The organism is Maribacter litoralis, from assembly GCF_902506355.1.
GTDB lineage: Bacteria > Bacteroidota > Bacteroidia > Flavobacteriales > Flavobacteriaceae > Maribacter > Maribacter litoralis.
Map to the genome: position 1 here is coordinate 90,906 of NZ_LR733271.1, position 15,429 is coordinate 106,334.

The 15,429-nt window shown below is 36.2% G+C and carries 16 protein-coding genes; 11 read left to right on the forward strand and 5 right to left on the reverse strand.

The features are described 5' to 3' along the window. Nucleotides 1-45 precede the first annotated feature (45 nt). Nucleotides 46-867: a universal stress protein gene (locus EXIGUO8A_RS00440; RefSeq protein ID WP_159301502.1), complete on the reverse strand. Its 822-nt coding sequence runs from the start codon at nt 865-867 to the stop codon at nt 46-48. Between the two features lie 46 nt (nt 868-913). Next, nucleotides 914-2,275 (reverse strand): oxygen-independent coproporphyrinogen III oxidase, encoded by a 1,362-nt coding sequence (hemN, locus tag EXIGUO8A_RS00445; RefSeq protein ID WP_159301503.1) that lies wholly within the window; start codon nt 2,273-2,275, stop codon nt 914-916. A gap of 182 nt (nt 2,276-2,457) precedes the next feature. Here hemN and EXIGUO8A_RS00450 point away from each other — a divergent pair, with 182 nt between their 5' ends. The 5 genes from EXIGUO8A_RS00450 to EXIGUO8A_RS00470 all read left to right on the forward strand — a co-directional run bounded on the left by EXIGUO8A_RS00450 (nt 2,458) and on the right by EXIGUO8A_RS00470 (nt 7,448). Beyond that, nucleotides 2,458-2,850 (forward strand): DUF983 domain-containing protein, encoded by a 393-nt coding sequence (locus EXIGUO8A_RS00450; protein WP_159301504.1) that lies wholly within the window; start codon nt 2,458-2,460, stop codon nt 2,848-2,850. Between the two features lie 2 nt (nt 2,851-2,852). Then, nucleotides 2,853-3,485, forward strand: coding sequence for a Crp/Fnr family transcriptional regulator (locus tag EXIGUO8A_RS00455; RefSeq protein WP_159301505.1), 633 nt, complete (start codon nt 2,853-2,855; stop codon nt 3,483-3,485). A gap of 70 nt (nt 3,486-3,555) precedes the next feature. Further along, the gene (locus tag EXIGUO8A_RS00460; protein ID WP_159301506.1) at nt 3,556-4,356 is read left to right on the forward strand and encodes a sulfite exporter TauE/SafE family protein; all 801 of its coding nucleotides are present in this window, start codon (nt 3,556-3,558) and stop codon (nt 4,354-4,356) included. 82 nt (nt 4,357-4,438) lie between these two features. Next, nucleotides 4,439-5,854, forward strand: a complete 1,416-nt coding sequence (locus EXIGUO8A_RS00465) for an MBL fold metallo-hydrolase (protein ID WP_159301507.1) — start codon at nt 4,439-4,441, stop codon at nt 5,852-5,854. 184 nt (nt 5,855-6,038) lie between these two features. Continuing rightward, a complete protein-coding gene (locus EXIGUO8A_RS00470; RefSeq protein WP_159301508.1) occupies nt 6,039-7,448 on the forward strand; it encodes an MBL fold metallo-hydrolase in 1,410 nt (469 codons plus the stop codon). A gap of 25 nt (nt 7,449-7,473) precedes the next feature. On the opposite strand, the gene EXIGUO8A_RS00475 is transcribed toward EXIGUO8A_RS00470, so the two are convergent. After that, a complete protein-coding gene (locus EXIGUO8A_RS00475) occupies nt 7,474-8,361 on the reverse strand; it encodes a sterol desaturase family protein (protein ID WP_159301509.1) in 888 nt (295 codons plus the stop codon). Between the two features lie 236 nt (nt 8,362-8,597). Between EXIGUO8A_RS00475 and EXIGUO8A_RS00480 the strand changes: the two genes are divergently transcribed. After that, nucleotides 8,598-8,804, forward strand: a complete 207-nt coding sequence (locus tag EXIGUO8A_RS00480) for a YgaP family membrane protein (protein WP_159301510.1) — start codon at nt 8,598-8,600, stop codon at nt 8,802-8,804. Nucleotides 8,805-8,847: 43 nt separating this feature from the next. On the opposite strand, the gene EXIGUO8A_RS00485 is transcribed toward EXIGUO8A_RS00480, so the two are convergent. Continuing rightward, a complete protein-coding gene (locus EXIGUO8A_RS00485) occupies nt 8,848-10,182 on the reverse strand; it encodes an OprD family outer membrane porin (RefSeq protein ID WP_159301511.1) in 1,335 nt (444 codons plus the stop codon). 5 nt (nt 10,183-10,187) lie between these two features. Further along, nucleotides 10,188-11,225 (reverse strand): c-type cytochrome, encoded by a 1,038-nt coding sequence (locus EXIGUO8A_RS00490; protein WP_159301512.1) that lies wholly within the window; start codon nt 11,223-11,225, stop codon nt 10,188-10,190. A 175-nt stretch (nt 11,226-11,400) separates the two neighbouring features. On the opposite strand from EXIGUO8A_RS00490, the gene EXIGUO8A_RS00495 reads away from it, so the two are divergent. The 5 genes from EXIGUO8A_RS00495 to EXIGUO8A_RS00515 all read left to right on the forward strand — a co-directional run bounded on the left by EXIGUO8A_RS00495 (nt 11,401) and on the right by EXIGUO8A_RS00515 (nt 15,425). Continuing rightward, complete coding sequence (locus tag EXIGUO8A_RS00495; RefSeq protein WP_159301513.1) at nt 11,401-11,928, forward strand: DsrE family protein; 528 nt, start codon at nt 11,401-11,403, stop codon at nt 11,926-11,928. 125 nt (nt 11,929-12,053) lie between these two features. Beyond that, complete coding sequence (locus EXIGUO8A_RS00500) at nt 12,054-13,367, forward strand: cytochrome ubiquinol oxidase subunit I (protein ID WP_116769500.1); 1,314 nt, start codon at nt 12,054-12,056, stop codon at nt 13,365-13,367. After that, nucleotides 13,364-14,383 (forward strand): cytochrome d ubiquinol oxidase subunit II, encoded by a 1,020-nt coding sequence (locus tag EXIGUO8A_RS00505; protein ID WP_159301514.1) that lies wholly within the window; start codon nt 13,364-13,366, stop codon nt 14,381-14,383. The genes EXIGUO8A_RS00500 and EXIGUO8A_RS00505 overlap by 4 nt, the downstream gene beginning before the upstream one ends. Before the next feature lie 66 nt (nt 14,384-14,449). Beyond that, the gene (locus EXIGUO8A_RS00510) at nt 14,450-15,010 is read left to right on the forward strand and encodes a YeeE/YedE family protein (RefSeq protein WP_116769502.1); all 561 of its coding nucleotides are present in this window, start codon (nt 14,450-14,452) and stop codon (nt 15,008-15,010) included. A gap of 1 nt (nt 15,011) precedes the next feature. After that, a complete protein-coding gene (locus EXIGUO8A_RS00515; protein ID WP_159301515.1) occupies nt 15,012-15,425 on the forward strand; it encodes a DUF6691 family protein in 414 nt (137 codons plus the stop codon). Nucleotides 15,426-15,429: the final 4 nt, after the last annotated feature.

Here is a 15,429-nt window from a genome sequence, read left to right on the forward strand (position 1 = left end):
ATAATTACCTTGGGGGTACATTTGTTTATAGATTTTGTCTAGTAACTATATTTTAAAAGTTATAACAGGTATTCTGGCGTGGTTGACTACATCTTCACCTATACTTCCATTGAATAAATGAGATATACCTTTACGACCATGTGTAGGCATAGCAATTGCATCTGCTAAAATGGTATTGCCATAATTCAATATACCTTGTTCTACACTGTAATCATTATAGATTTCAACCTGTACTGCCGCATTGGCCTTGGTTAAAAATTTATTAATTTTCTGATAAGCATCTCTATTGCTCATAAAAGCATCATTAGGAGTGTTAATGAACACAACTTCCATTTTGGCATCGATCATATCTGCAAACTCCCTTGCTTTTTGAAAGGCAGGTAAATTATCATCATCGAAATCGCAAGCAAATACGAATCTATCAATGCTTAAACTATTAATCTCACCTTTAATGACCAATACCGGTACGCTTGCATTTCTAACTACCTTCTCGGCATTGGAACCAATGAATATTTCCTCAAATCCGCTAGAGCCATTAGAACCCATTACAATCAAATCTGCATCATGTTCTTCTGCTATTGCATCTAGCTCGCTATACACTTTATAATGCTTGATCACAGGTGTTACCTTTACACCTTCTAGATAAGGTTTTTGTAAAAACTCGGCTAAATTTTTCTCCGCTAGTTTCACCAAAAAGACCGTCTGCTCCATATACATACCATCGGGCGTAGACAACATAGCCTGATTGAGCTCTAGCATATGCACCACAAAAAGCTCAACATCATGTTTTTTAGCCAAGTCTGCCGCAGCTTTTAAGGCATTTTCCGAGGGTTCTGAAAAATCTGTAAGTACTATTATTTTCTTCATGATTTTTTTATTTAGCAATTCATATTAAATAGAGACGGCAATATTCTTAAACGGTCATAGAAAACAACCGTGTATTTGGTTTTTTCTCTTGTAAAGGCAAATCGAATGCCATACATACATTACGTACAAAGGGTCTACCCTTTTCTGTTATTGTTAAACTACCTTCGGCAATGGTAACTATACCGTCATCTTCCAATTCTTTCAGTCGTTCAAGAATGGCATCCATTTGTGGTAGATGTAGTTTATAAGCACTCCAAGTTGTTTTAAACTGGCACATTAAATTTAAGATATGCCTTCTAATTATTTGATCTTCTTCCGTTAAAATATGTCCTCTATACAACGGTATAATATCATTTTCTACAAGGTTTTGATATTCTTCTACATTCTTTACATTCTGTGCAAAGCCATACCAGCTATCGCTTATACTAGATGCCCCTAAACCAATCATTAAATGTGTATTTGAACTTGTGTAACCCATAAAATTTCTGTGTAGGTTTCCTTTTTCCAGTGCTTGGAACAAACTGTCCGTTTTTAAAGCAAAATGATCCATACCAATTTCATGGTAACCGAATTTCAATAAAAGTTCTTTACCCACTTCATACTGCTTCCTTTTCTCTTCTCCTGCCGGTAAATCGGCATCATTATAACCTCTTTGACCGTTGCCTGCCAGCCATGGCACATGTGCATAGCTGTAAAAAGCAATACGGTCTGGTTTCAGTTCTTTAGTCTTTTCTATTGTATTGATTACGTGCTCTAACTCTTGATGTGGAAGTCCAAAAATAATATCATGGCTTATAGAGGTGTACCCTATTTCCCTAGACCACTCGGTAACATTTTTTACATTAATAAATGGTTGAATTCTGTGTATTGCTTTTTGAACGGTTTCATTGTAATCTTGCACTCCAAAACTTACTCTTCGAAACCCTACTTCATATAATGCCTGTAAGTGCTCTTTAGTGGTGTTGTTAGGATGGCCTTCAAAACTGAATTCGGCTCCATCTGCCTTGTTGGCAAATCTTAATATGCCGTCTATAAGAAATTTTAAATGCTCTGGTTTAAAAAAAGTTGGTGTACCTCCGCCTAAATGTAACTCTTTAATTATGGGTCTTTCATCGAACATTTCACTATATAATCGCCATTCTTTTAATACCGATTTTATATAGGGCATTTCTACATCATGTCTTTTGGTAATACGCTTATGACATCCGCAGAACGTACACATGCTTTCGCAAAAAGGTAAATGTATGTAGAGGCTAATACCTGTTACGGAATTACTGGCATGAAAACTTTTTTTGACCGTCTCCTCCCATTTTTTCCCAGAAAAGGTATTTATATCCCAAAAAGGAACAGTTGGATAGCTGGTATATCTTGGTCCAGGCACATTATATTTTTGAACAAGCGAACACATATTTATCTTATTTAATAACAAACATACATGTCTTAAATACCAAAAAATATGATTTATATCAGTTCAATATATAATGAATACGTTTACTTTTCATAAACTTTAAATGCGCCTTTTGCTATGTAACCAATGTTACCGAAAAGAATATTGTGATACTATAATTTTGATTTAAAATGCTTTCTTTTATGTTACTACAAGGTTCTAAATTATATAGTATTCTATTTTTAAAATGCCCAAGATGCCATAAAGGTGAATTCTTTGAAGCTAATCCCTATAAATTAAGTAACTTCAATAAGGTAAAAGAACAGTGCCCAAAATGTAATTTAAAATATAGTATTGAACCTAGTTTTTACACGGGTTCTATGTATGTTTCATACGCTGTTGGTATTGCCGTGGCGGTAGCAACTTATGTACTGTCGTTGATTTTCAACTTACAGCTTTCAATAGCCGGCCTGTTCATAGCCATTGTTGTTGTATTAATACTGACAATGCCATGGATCGCTGCCGTATCAAAATCTATTTGGGCAAATATTTTTTTTAAATTCGATAAAGAAATAGCACAGAAAATTAACTCATAAGAATGATTCAAGACCTGACCGTAGCATATGGAAAAACCTTTGAAAAAGAGCTAATCAACGAAATAGTTCAAGTTGGCACCTTTAAAGAGGTACCCGAAGGATATAAACTGATGGAAATAGGCGACTACATTAGAGGTATGCCCTTATTGATTACAGGTGCCATAAAAATACTGAGAGAAGATGAAGATGGCGATGAACTATTGCTATACTATTTAGAACAGGGCGACACCTGTTCTATGACCATGGCTTGCTGTATGGGAGATAATCAAAGTGAGATCAGGGCCATTGCCGAAACCGATACCAAACTTATTATGGTTCCCATTCAAAAAATGGAAGAGTGGACCATAAAATATAAGTCTTGGCGCAACTTTGTTTTCAACAGCTATCACGAACGCCTAAATGAACTTTTAAATACATTAGATAACATTGCATTTCAAAAAATGGATGAGCGTTTGATCAGTTATTTGAAAGAAAAAGCCAGGGTTACAAATGACCACATTATTCATAGTACCCATCAAGATATTGCCTATGACCTTCATAGTTCTAGAGTGGTAATATCTAGACTATTGAAAAAGTTAGAAGAAATGGGTAAAATAAAATTACACCGAAATTACCTAGAAATTTTAGATTTATAATTTCCTCTGTAACCATTGTTACTGCACAGGCATATTAGCCGTTCTACTTTTGTGATACTAAACATATCACATGGAAATAATACAGTTTTTTGGCTACTTCAGCGCCTTGATTATAGGGGTATCATTAGGTCTTATTGGTGGCGGTGGTTCTATATTGGCAGTACCCGTTTTAGCCTATCTTTTTTCAATTGATGAAAAAGCAGCAACAGCCTATTCTCTTTTTATAGTTGGGGCAAGTGCATTGTTAGGTGGTTGGCAACAACATCTTAAAGGTTATGTAGATTGGCATACAGCTATTGTTTTCGGTATTCCCGCTATTGTAGGGGTTACCATAGTTAGACATTACGTAGTACCTGCAATGCCAGATGTGCTTTTTCAAATTGAAGAATTTGAGTTTACACGTAGAATGGCAATGTTCGGGCTTTTTGCCATACTAATGATACCGGCTGCCTACTCCATGCTCAAAAAAGAAAAGAACATCGTAAAGACAGGAGAGGTCTCTTATAATTATCCACTGATTTTACTGGAAGGATTATTGGTAGGCGGTATTACCGGATTAATTGGTGCCGGTGGCGGATTTTTGATTATTCCTGCTTTGGTCATTTTGGCAAATGTTGAAATGAAAGTAGCCGTTGGCACTTCATTAATCATAATTGCCATTAAATCTTTAATGGGCTTCTTTCTTGGCGATGCCATGACCATGCTCATAGATTGGAAGTTTCTTGCCATTTTCACATCACTCTCATTTATTGGTATTTTTATTGGTGGTTACCTTGGTAATTTTATAGACGGTAAAAAACTCAAGAAAGGTTTTGGCTATTTTATTCTTCTTATGGCAGGCTTTATTTTCTACATGGAATTCTTTACATAAAATTTCGCTTATGTGACTAATGTCACTGTACAGCGATTTTTCATACAGTAAATTTATCATAGTAATCAAAATATAAAACAACATGAAAGTAGAACAAATTTATACAGGATGTTTGGCTCATGCAGCCTATTATATAGAAAGTAACGGAGTAGCGGCAGTATTTGATCCGTTACGCGAAGTACAGCCTTATTTAGATAGAGCTGAAAAAGATAACGCAAAAATCAAATACGTTTTTGAAACCCATTTTCATGCCGATTTTGTAAGCGGCCATTTAGACTTACAGAAAAAAGCAGGAGCAGAAATAGTATTTGGTCCCGGTGCAAAACCTGGCTATAAAGCTACAACTGCAGAAGACAATCAGATTTTTGAGGTAGGAGATTATAAAGTAAAGGTAATTCATACCCCAGGACATACAATGGAGAGTACCACCTACCTTTTAATGGACGAAAAAGGCAAGGAACATGGCATTATTACCGGAGACACACTATTTATTGGCGATGTAGGTAGACCTGATCTTGCTCAACATGTAGTTGCAGATTTGACCGAAGAAAAACTAGCCGGACATTTGTTCGATTCTCTTCGCAATAAAATTATGCCCTTAAGCGATGAACTAATCGTTTATCCAAATCATGGCGCAGGTTCCGCTTGCGGTAAAATGATGAGCAAAGAAACTACAGATACCTTAGGGCATCAAAAGAAAGTAAACTATGCCTTAAGACCAGATATGACCAAAGAGGAGTTTATCAAAGAACTATTGACCGGTCTTACCACTCCCCCAGGGTATTTCCCTAAAAATGTTTTAATGAATATTAAGGGTTATGAAAGTTTAGACAACATTATGGACAGAGCCACTACGCCATTTTCCCCTGAGGCTTTTGAAGCCATTGCGAATGAAACGGGAGCTTTGGTTCTAGATACTAGAGATGCAGAAGATTTTGCAAGAGGATTTATACCCAATAGTATCAATATTGGTCTTGAAGGCAGCTTTGCGCAATGGGTAGGTGAAATGATACCGGATATTAAACAAGAAATTTTGTTGGTAACATATAAAGACAAAAAAGAGGAAGCCATTACCCGCTTGGCAAGAGTTGGGTATGATCATACCGTAGGTTTTTTAGATGGTGGCTTTGATTCATGGAAAAACTCGGGAAAGGATTTTGTAACCATAAAAAGAATAGATGCTTCCAATTTAGAAGCTTCATACACTAAAGATAACTCCTTGATCATCGATGTTAGAAAAAAGAGCGAGTTCGATTCTGAACATGTAATAGACGCCATAAACGTTCCTTTAAATGAAATTAATCAGCATTTAGCTCAATTTCCAAAAGACAAGCCGTTTGTTTTACATTGTGCAGGTGGTTACAGAAGTATGATCGCCGCTTCAATTTTAAAACAAAGAGGATGGAAGGAATTTACCGATGTCAGAGGCGGATTTGAAGCTATTTCAAAAACATATCTTCCTAAAACGGAATATGTTTGCCCTTCTACCTTATTATAAAATTTAAATAGTTCTAAAAAATAAAAGCCTTGTAGACCACAAGGCTTTTTTCATTTCTAACGACAAATAATTTTCAGAGCAAGTGTCAGCGCATTTAAATCTCGATTATCAAGCAAATGTAACCTAGGTTACTGTGCAATGTATTTTACAGATGTAATTTTGAATTAATAATAAATATGAAACTATGAAAGTAGAGCAAATATATACTGGCTGTCTAGCACAAGGTGCGTATTACATTGAAAGCAATGGAGAGGTAGCCATTATTGACCCACTACGAGAAGTACAACCTTATATTAAAAAAGCTGCTGCAGATAATGCCAAGATCAAATATATATTTGAAACACATTTTCACGCCGATTTTGTTAGCGGTCATGTAACCCTGGCAAAAGAAACCGGTGCGAAAATAATATATGGACCAAATGCAAATCCGTCTTTTGATGCTATAATAGCAGCTGATAATCAAGAGTTTAAATTAGGCAATATATCTATAATTACTTTACATACTCCTGGTCATACCATGGAAAGTACCACCTACTTATTACGTGATGAAAAGGGTAAAGACCATGCTATTTTTAGTGGCGATACATTATTTCTAGGTGATGTTGGCAGACCAGACCTTGCCCAGAAAATGGGTGAACTGACGGAGCGTGACCTTGCCGGATTTTTATTTGACAGTCTACGCGAAAAAATTATGCCTTTAGCAGATGAGGTAATCGTTTATCCTGCTCATGGTGCCGGTTCTGCCTGTGGCAAGAATATGATGAAAGAAACGGTAGATACTTTGGGCAACCAAAAGAAAATGAATTATGCCCTACGTGCAGATATGACGAAAGAAGAATTCATTGATGAAGTTATTGATGGCTTACTGCCTCCACCTCAATATTTTCCCCTAAATGTAAAACTCAATAAAGAAGGGTATGAAGATATAAAGGAAGTCTTAGAACGTGGTACAAGAGCTCTTTCCCCAAAAGCTTTTGAAGCTGCAGCAAATGAAACAGGTGCCATAGTCTTAGATGTTCGTCACCAAGATGATTTTGCCAAAGGACATATTCCACGCTCTATTTTTATAGGATTGGATGGCAGTTTTGCCCCATGGGTAGGCGCATTAATTGCAGATGTACAACAACCCATTTTATTGGTTACCCCTATAGGAATGGAAGAAGAAGCGGTTACTAGATTATCACGAGTAGGTTTTGATGGAACTTTAGGGTTTTTGGAAGGTGGCTTCGATGCTTGGAAAAAAGCCGCAATGGAATATGATACCGTTAGTCAGGTAGATGCAGGTGAACTTAAAAAATTTATTGAAACCGATCACGTACCAGTATTCGATGTTCGTAAAGAATCTGAATACCTTTCTGAACACATTATAGATGCCAAAAACACACCATTGGATTTTTTAAATGATCATTTAGCAGAGTTCCCTAATAAAAAAGCCTTCTATGTGCATTGCGCAGGTGGTTACAGAAGTATGATCGCATCATCTATCTTAAAAAGCAGAGGAATTCATAATCTAATAGATGTAAAAGGCGGATTTAAAGTTATTAAGGAAGCTGGTATACCAGTGACTGAATTTGTTTGTCCGTCAACTTTATAATAATTAAATGATAATAAAGTCGGTCTTAGTTGACCGACTTTTTCTTTTTAAAACGAAATCCATGTGACACTTGCCCTATAAAATCTTGTGGTAAATTCTCATCTCCTGGATACCCCAACTTTACATTACCGCTGTCTTCCGGAATGTAATTGGTCTTAAAAATATAATCCCATAAACTTAAACTAATGCCAAAATTAACACCATATGTACCAGGTGGTAAATCATAGGCATGATGGTACAAATGCATCACAGGGTTGTTCAATACATACTTAAGAGGTCCCCAAGTTATCTTTATATTTGAATGGTTAAAATGCCCAATGGTTATGGCAGCAAAATGCACAATATAGGCTTGCTCTGGCTCAAACCCACCAAGGATCATAACACCGAATGTTTTTAAAGGCTTATAAAAAATATTCTCCATCCAATGGTAACGAAGATGTGCCGCAAAACCCATTTCCTTTACACTATGGTGCACTTGGTGAAAATTCCATAGAAAAGCATACTTATGTAGTAAAACATGGGTAAACCACTGTACAAAATCCAAGACGATAAAAAATAATAACAATTGAGCCCACATAGGCCAGTGGGAAGTATCAATTAGAGCCAAACTATTAGCCTTAATGCCAATATCTTCAAAGAACACCCCTAGTATTTTGTAAATTCCACTAATGGCAATAGCAAATAAAAAGAAGTTGAAAAACATATAAAAACCATCTAACCAAAAGTCTTTTCTAAACACACCTTGTTCTTTTCTCCACGGAAAAGTAATCTCCAAAAACCAAACAACAAGTGAAATTAAAATGAGTCCCCAAAAATAGTTTAGATACCATGGAACATCGAATAGGATAGATTTCCATGTCCAACTTAATGTTCCTGTTATCGCATTTAAAAACGCCTCTACATATGCTTCCATGACATTAACACTTTATGCAAAAATACCATATTAGTATTGATGGTATTGTAACCAAAGTTACAATTCACTTGATTGATTAACGGCAATTTTGAATATGACCAATATCATTTTTCAGGTGGTCGATTAATACTATTTTGCCTTAGTAATATTTTTAAATATTAATTACCCATAACATAGGTCTATCAAATTTGACCAACATTATATTTTACAATACCTAAACTATTAAAATTAGTATTATGAGAAAGAATTTAGGAAGTACAGACCGTTTTATTAGACTTTTTATCGCTGTTGCTCTTTTAACTACATTTTATACCGAAACCGTTACAGGAACGCTAGGTTATATTTTGGCGGCTGTCGCAGGTGTTTTAATCTTTACTACTTTCATTAGCTTTTGCCCTATTTATTCTTTGTTAGGCATAAATTCTTGTAAAGTTAAAAAGTAGAGCACTTTCATTATTTATTACTCTGTATGTGTTCAAAGACAATCTAAAAATTGTAGTTAACCATTAAATCTAAGTGAAACATATCTACCTTATTAAAGAAGAAATTAGGATTATCAGGTATATCACAATTACCAATTTTAGATGTAAGCAATAACTCTGGTCGTAGGTTTTTAAGTTTCTTCAGCTTAAAGAAAATATCTAAATTAATATGGGTATAATCAGGCATTGCATATTTATTTAAAATAGCATTGGTCACATCTGGTTTCCAATGCTTTCCAACACTTAATATAGAAGTTAAGTTTAGATTTTTTGCTGCTGAAAAGTCGGTTTTGTAATTCAATACCAAAGCGTGATTATCTGCCGATCCTTCACTGCGTTCACGCTTTTGAAAACTGAACAGGTCTTCTCTACCCCATTCTCTTGGCGATAGAAATTGACCGTTTGGCAAAATTCTGTTATATGCCAAAGAAACTGCTCCTGCTTTATTTATATAGGCAATTTTCAATCCTAAAACATCTGCAGTGTTTTGATTAAAATAACGAAGGGAATCAATACTATTACCGCCATTGCCCACTTTATTTTGATGTAGCCACTCCCCTTCTATTTGTACAGATTCAGATAACTTATAAGAGGGTCTTATATAGAACGAATTGTAAATATTGTCTACAAATTGATTCCATATATTCAATTTTAAATCTTCTGTTATTTCAAGATTGGCATTTCCCATTATTACATAATCAGACGATGTACTGTTGTTATATTGAGAAGCATCACCATTTTTATTTCTGCCAACAGGATACGTTCCTATACTCTCCCCAATACCATAGAACTCACCTGTTGATCTGGGCGCAATTTCATTTAATACTCCAAACTGAAGCGATGTCTTTTGTTTATTGTATTTATACCAAAACCCCTGAACCAAAGTAGGTATCATTCTACCATCTTCAGGATTGATCAGTGGTGTATTGATCTTCATTCTACCCATAGTAAAGGAATGCCGTTTTAAATTAAATTTCGCATACAATTCACCTAATAAAAAGACAGCATCATTTTCTAGATCTAACCTATCAAACAATCCTTCTTCATATCTACTTAATCTACCTGTAGTAGCATCTGCAATAGTTAAATCTTGCAGACCCAAATTTGTTGAATTATATAGAGCAGCCCCTATTTCCAAACCCTTAAATAATTTATATTGATATTTAAGTTTACCTCCTGTTGCTAAAGCATTGAAATCTTTAAGATCTCCTTTATTTGCGGTCATCATATAATATGTTCGCCATTGACCAGAAGGCTCTCCTCTTTTCTCAACAGATACAGCGTCTTGAGCGATCGAAAAAATAGGCAAACAACAAATGAAAAGATATAGTAATCGCATGTAGATTATTTCGTTTTGGTAATTCCGTATTCCTCTTTATAGAAATCCATTATAGGAGGAAAAGGTCCGTATTTATGCTGCTCTGGAGAAAAATCATCTACCCAAGGTCCGTACGGCGTAGACACTGGTTTTAACTTTTTATCGGGATAATCGTTTTCGGTATTTAATTTATGCGGTCTAGAAAAACTATTAATATATCCTGCTACATGATACGCTTCTTCATCAGTAAGTTTTGGGTTATCCCAAGTGGCCTGCAAGTAAGGCATATTACTTTTTATAAACTCTGCCGATGTTATCACCCTATTCATTCCTGCGCCATCATTATAACTATCCGGACCCCAAAGTGGTGGATACGTGTAGCTTTTACCATCGACCGCATTTAGAACTCCCGCTCCATTTTCACCATGACAGATGATACACTCTTTTTGATACACCTGACTTCCCTTCTCTAGATCTACCGCTACAGCAGGTATCTTTATTTTTGGATATCCTTTAAACTCTGCCTTTCTATTGTCGGGTACATCTTCGCTCAACCAATTCATATATGCCACAATCGCTTTCATTTGGTCAGAATCTACCGGAAGCATTTTGCCGTTCATACTGCGTTCCATGCAACCATTAATACGATCTTCAATAGTGCCTATTTTATTGCCTCGCCCTCCAAATTGCGGAAATCGTTCTAAAATGCCTACCCAAGACCCAGAACCGGCCTGAGCTCCTTTTTGTAAATGACAATTGGAACAAGCCAGATTGTTACCACTGTATCTATCTTCAAAATTTTCAGCATTAGGACCCATATACTTTGAAGTTTCAGCTATTAAATAATAACCTTTTTTGACTACATCGGGCATATTATCAATTTCTGATAAAGCATCTTTAGTTTTCCAAACATTCTCTTCTTTTTGTTCATCAATTACCAAAACTTCCTTAGCTTTTTTAGATGAACGGTACGTTAGTAGCCATATAAATATTAGCCCGATCAATACTATCACTACACTAAATAGCCTAAAAAGTTGTTTTGCCAGATTTTGTAAATCACCCATAGAAATATAATCTAACACTAATTTAAATAACGAATCTATAATTATTGCATCATTATGACAGTAACCTTTGTTACACTTGCGTTAAATGCTTTAACTTACTTTCATTACTTTTTAAAAATGCTGACATTAGTAAAGATCAAACCAATTTTATACTCATTTAAAATACCACGAACACATGAAAAAAACACTTCTACTATTCTTAACTCTTATGACTATACAACTTACTATTGCCCAAGAATGGACCACTCCAATTATAGATGGATATGGAAAAATAAAGGAATTCAAAGATGTTGCAGTGCAACCCGATGCTTCTAAAACATACAATATCGTTTTTGACCTTAAAGACGACCGTGAAATGCACGGAACCAACATTGGTTATTTTAAAATTGCCCGCTTAATAAATATGTTAGGTGCCGGTGGTGTTTCTGCCGATAACATAAACATTGTTGCCGCCATACATGGTGGTGCTACTTTTACCGCGTTAAACGAAGAAAAGTATACTGCCAAATACGAAAAGGAAAACCCCAATGCAGAAGTTATAAAGCTTTTAAAAGAATATGGTGTACAATTTTATGTTTGTGCACAGGCAACCGCAGCACGAGGTATTACTGCAGAAGATTTAAATGCAAATACAGAACTGGGGCTATCTGCCATGATGGTACTTGCCAATTACCAATTGGACGGATATATTTTAATGCCCTAGCTGTTACTTTATATCTTCATTTTAAAGTAAAGTTTTAACATTATTATGCCGTTTTAGGTAACCATTGTAACACAAGAAAAATACACCGTTTCGTATCTTTGTAATCATTCTTAAAAAAGGTGATTATGGAAAATTTGGATGCTGCAAGATTACAAATGGCGTTTACCCTTATTTTTCATATTGTTTTCGCCTGTATTGGTATGGTTATGCCGTTTTTTATGGTGGTTTCCCATAAAAAATGGTTGAATACACGTAACCCTATTTACCTTACCCTTACTAAATCTTGGCAAAAAGGTGTAGCCATTTTCTTTGTAACCGGTGCAGTATCTGGCACTGCTCTTTCTTTTGAACTTGGACTTTTATGGCCTGAGTTCATGAAACATGCGGGACCTATAATTGGCATGCCATTTTCTCTCGAAGGTGCTGCCTTTTTTGTAGAAGCGGTCGCTTTAGGCTTTTATCTCTATGGATGGAAAAAAATACCCGAAAAATTTCATTGGTTTACCGGAATCATTGTTGGTATATCTGGAGTAATGTCCGGTATTTTAGTAGTTTCCGCTAATGGTTGGATGAACGCACCATCGGGTTTTGATTATATAAATGGGGAATTTTTAAATATAGACCCCGTTAAAGCGCTGCTGAACCCTGCATGGTTTACACAGGCACTACATATGACACTTGCCGCCTTTACGGCCACAGGATTTGCCGTAGCAGGTATTCATGCCTACCAAGTCTATAAAAAACGCAATGTTGAACTTCATAAGAAAGCTTTTAAAATAGCGGTAACCTTCGCTGCAATTGCTGCCATTTTGCAACCGCTAAGCGGAGATCTTTCTGCAAAGGATATTGCGGAGCGGCAACCTGTTAAGTTGGCCGCCATGGAAGCTCACTACGAAACACAAAAAGGCGCACCTCTTTATATTGGTGGTATCGTAGATAACGATACCCAAGAGGTCAAGTACAAACTAGAAATACCGAAGGCTTTATCTTTCCTTGCTTTTGGCGATTTTAATGCAGAAGTTAAAGGCCTGAACGATTTTCCCAAAGATGAACAACCCAATGTTGCCATGGTCCACTACGCTTTTCAGACCATGGTTGGCTTAGGTACCCTTTTAATGTTTGCGGGTATTCTATTTTTTGTGGCCAAATTCAAAAAGAAATCTTGGTTCAACACATCAAAGTTTTGGTTGTTATTTTCATTTTTGGCTCCTCTGGGCTTTATAGCATTAGAAGCTGGGTGGATCGTTACTGAAGTTGGCAGGCAACCTTGGATCATACATAACATTATGAAAACCAAAGATGCGGTTACCCCAATGCCGGGTATCGTATTCAGCTTGTACACCTATATTGCCATTTACACCATTTTGACCATTGCGGTTACTTGGTTAATGGCAAGGCAAATTAAGTTTTTGAACAATGTTAAAACCTATGAAGCATGATTTACGTTGTACTAGCCTTTCTTGCCTTGTCATTATTGCTCTATGTTTTGTTGGCAGGTGCCGATTTTGGAGCGGGAATCATTGAGTTGTTCTCTTCCAAAGAAAATCAAGCTATTAACAAGAAAACAGTATATCAGGTAATGGGTCCCGTTTGGGAAGCAAACCATATTTGGATTATTATTTTAATAGTCATTTTATGGATTGCTTTTCCTAATTACTATAACATTCTAGTACTTGCCTTGCATATTCCGTTGACCCTGGTATTACTTGGTATAACACTTAGGGGTGTTGCCTTTGTATTTAGATACTATGATGCTTACAAGGATAATTCTCAGATTTTGTACGATTGGATGTTTAAAATCTCAAGCCTCATTACGCCTATTTTCTTAGGTCTTACCATGGGTGGCGTGGTCGGTGGTGACATTATAAATCCGTCTGAAATGGAGAATCACAACTTTTTAGAGGTTTATGTTTTTTCATGGTTCAATGTTTTTTCTATACTTACTGGTTGCTTTTATGCGGCACTCTGTGCCTTTTTGGCTTCTGTATTTTTAATTGGCGAAGTAGACAACACTAGTAAATTTATGTACATGCGAAAAGCCTCTATTGCAACCATCGTAGTCGTTTCTTTAGGTTTTATTACCCTACTTTATGGCTATTTCTCAAATATTGCTTTTGTGGTAGATTTTATAGGTAACATTTGGTCTATCTCCGCGATAATCATTTCGGGTATTTTATTGTTTCCCCTTTGGAAAAGTATTAAATCTGGAAGAAGAATAATCTCAAGGGCACTTGCGGGACTACAAATATTCTTTATTCTTTTTGCGGCCACAATTACACATTTTCCAAACGTGCTTTTTACAACGACCGGAAGTATAAGCATTTACGATCAACCTGTTCCTGAGAGTGTTATGGATGTTCTCGGCGTTTCTTTGATTATCGGTGGTGTACTAATTATACCAGGTCTGTTTCACTTACTTAAGTCCTTTAAACTCATTAAACTTTTAGAACGTTAGCTTGTGTAACTTTGGTTACCGAGCAAGTGTCTAAAATTCCATTTCTTTGCGTTTCAAAATAATACTATGAATTTGATTTACGATCCCTGGCCATGGTATGTGGCCGGACCTTTAATTGCAGGTACCATGTTTGTGCTGCTCTACATTGGTAAACAGTTTGGCATGTCTTCTAACCTGAGAACGATGTGTTCCATTGGTGGAGCAGGTAAATATTCCGATTTCTTTAAATTCGATTGGAAAGCCCAACGTTGGAACCTTATTGTTGTACTCGGTGCTGTTATAGGCGGATTCATCGCTTCTGAATTTATGTCTAACAATACCGTTGAGATAAATCCCGAAGTTGCCCAACAGCTTTCAACGGACTACGGAATTGAAAGTGCCGGCAAGGCTTATTTACCTCCAGAACTTTTTGCAACTGAAAACCTTTCTGATCCATTTGTCCTTGGAGTCTTAATCTTAGGTGGATTCATGGTTGGCTTTGGTGCCCGTTATGCAGGTGGCTGTACAAGCGGACATGCGATATCTGGACTAAGTAATTTGCAGTTGCCTTCTTTAATTGCCGTTATCGGTTTCTTTATTGGTGGTTTGGTTATGATTCACCTTTTATTCCCCCTAATTTTTAGTTAGCATGAAACATTTAAGTTATTTGACCATAGGTATATTTTTTGGTATCATCATGTATAAATCTGAAGCTGCATCATGGTTTCGAATTTATGAAATGTTCCAATTTGGATCTTTTCACATGTACGGAATCATCGGCTCTGCCCTTGTTTTAGGGGTAATTGGTGTTCAGGTTATAAAAAAATATAACATTAAGTCCATTGGTGGAAGAGAAATGAACTTGCACCCAAAAAGAAAAGGTGTTACCAATTATTTGGTAGGCGGAATCATTTTTGGTTTAGGATGGGCTTTGGCAGGTGCTTGCCCAGGACCTATGTATGTACTTGCCGGAGCTGGTTATCTTTCCATTTTAATCGTTATTGCCAGTGCTATTTTAGGCACCTTCGTTTATGGCGTTTTGAGAGATAAACTACCACATTAAAAAT

What these genes read in the sequence shown, in the direction of transcription:
- hemN (WP_159301503.1), bottom strand. Translation starts at nt 2,275, where the DNA reads ATGTGTTCGCTTGTTCAAAAATATAATGTGCCTGGACCAAGATATACC.
- EXIGUO8A_RS00500 (WP_116769500.1), top strand. Translation starts at nt 12,054, where the DNA reads ATGGAAAATTTGGATGCTGCAAGATTACAAATGGCGTTTACCCTTATT.
- EXIGUO8A_RS00470 (WP_159301508.1), top strand. Translation starts at nt 6,039, where the DNA reads ATGAAAGTAGAGCAAATATATACTGGCTGTCTAGCACAAGGTGCGTAT.
- EXIGUO8A_RS00440 (WP_159301502.1), bottom strand. Translation starts at nt 867, where the DNA reads ATGAAGAAAATAATAGTACTTACAGATTTTTCAGAACCCTCGGAAAAT.
- EXIGUO8A_RS00465 (WP_159301507.1), top strand. Translation starts at nt 4,439, where the DNA reads ATGAAAGTAGAACAAATTTATACAGGATGTTTGGCTCATGCAGCCTAT.
- EXIGUO8A_RS00515 (WP_159301515.1), top strand. Translation starts at nt 15,012, where the DNA reads ATGAAACATTTAAGTTATTTGACCATAGGTATATTTTTTGGTATCATC.
- EXIGUO8A_RS00455 (WP_159301505.1), top strand. Translation starts at nt 2,853, where the DNA reads ATGATTCAAGACCTGACCGTAGCATATGGAAAAACCTTTGAAAAAGAG.
- EXIGUO8A_RS00510 (WP_116769502.1), top strand. Translation starts at nt 14,450, where the DNA reads ATGAATTTGATTTACGATCCCTGGCCATGGTATGTGGCCGGACCTTTA.
- EXIGUO8A_RS00505 (WP_159301514.1), top strand. Translation starts at nt 13,364, where the DNA reads ATGATTTACGTTGTACTAGCCTTTCTTGCCTTGTCATTATTGCTCTAT.
- EXIGUO8A_RS00480 (WP_159301510.1), top strand. Translation starts at nt 8,598, where the DNA reads ATGAGAAAGAATTTAGGAAGTACAGACCGTTTTATTAGACTTTTTATC.
- EXIGUO8A_RS00450 (WP_159301504.1), top strand. Translation starts at nt 2,458, where the DNA reads ATGTTACTACAAGGTTCTAAATTATATAGTATTCTATTTTTAAAATGC.
- EXIGUO8A_RS00495 (WP_159301513.1), top strand. Translation starts at nt 11,401, where the DNA reads ATGAAAAAAACACTTCTACTATTCTTAACTCTTATGACTATACAACTT.
- EXIGUO8A_RS00460 (WP_159301506.1), top strand. Translation starts at nt 3,556, where the DNA reads ATGGAAATAATACAGTTTTTTGGCTACTTCAGCGCCTTGATTATAGGG.
- EXIGUO8A_RS00475 (WP_159301509.1), bottom strand. Translation starts at nt 8,361, where the DNA reads ATGGAAGCATATGTAGAGGCGTTTTTAAATGCGATAACAGGAACATTA.
- EXIGUO8A_RS00485 (WP_159301511.1), bottom strand. Translation starts at nt 10,182, where the DNA reads ATGCGATTACTATATCTTTTCATTTGTTGTTTGCCTATTTTTTCGATC.
- EXIGUO8A_RS00490 (WP_159301512.1), bottom strand. Translation starts at nt 11,225, where the DNA reads ATGGGTGATTTACAAAATCTGGCAAAACAACTTTTTAGGCTATTTAGT.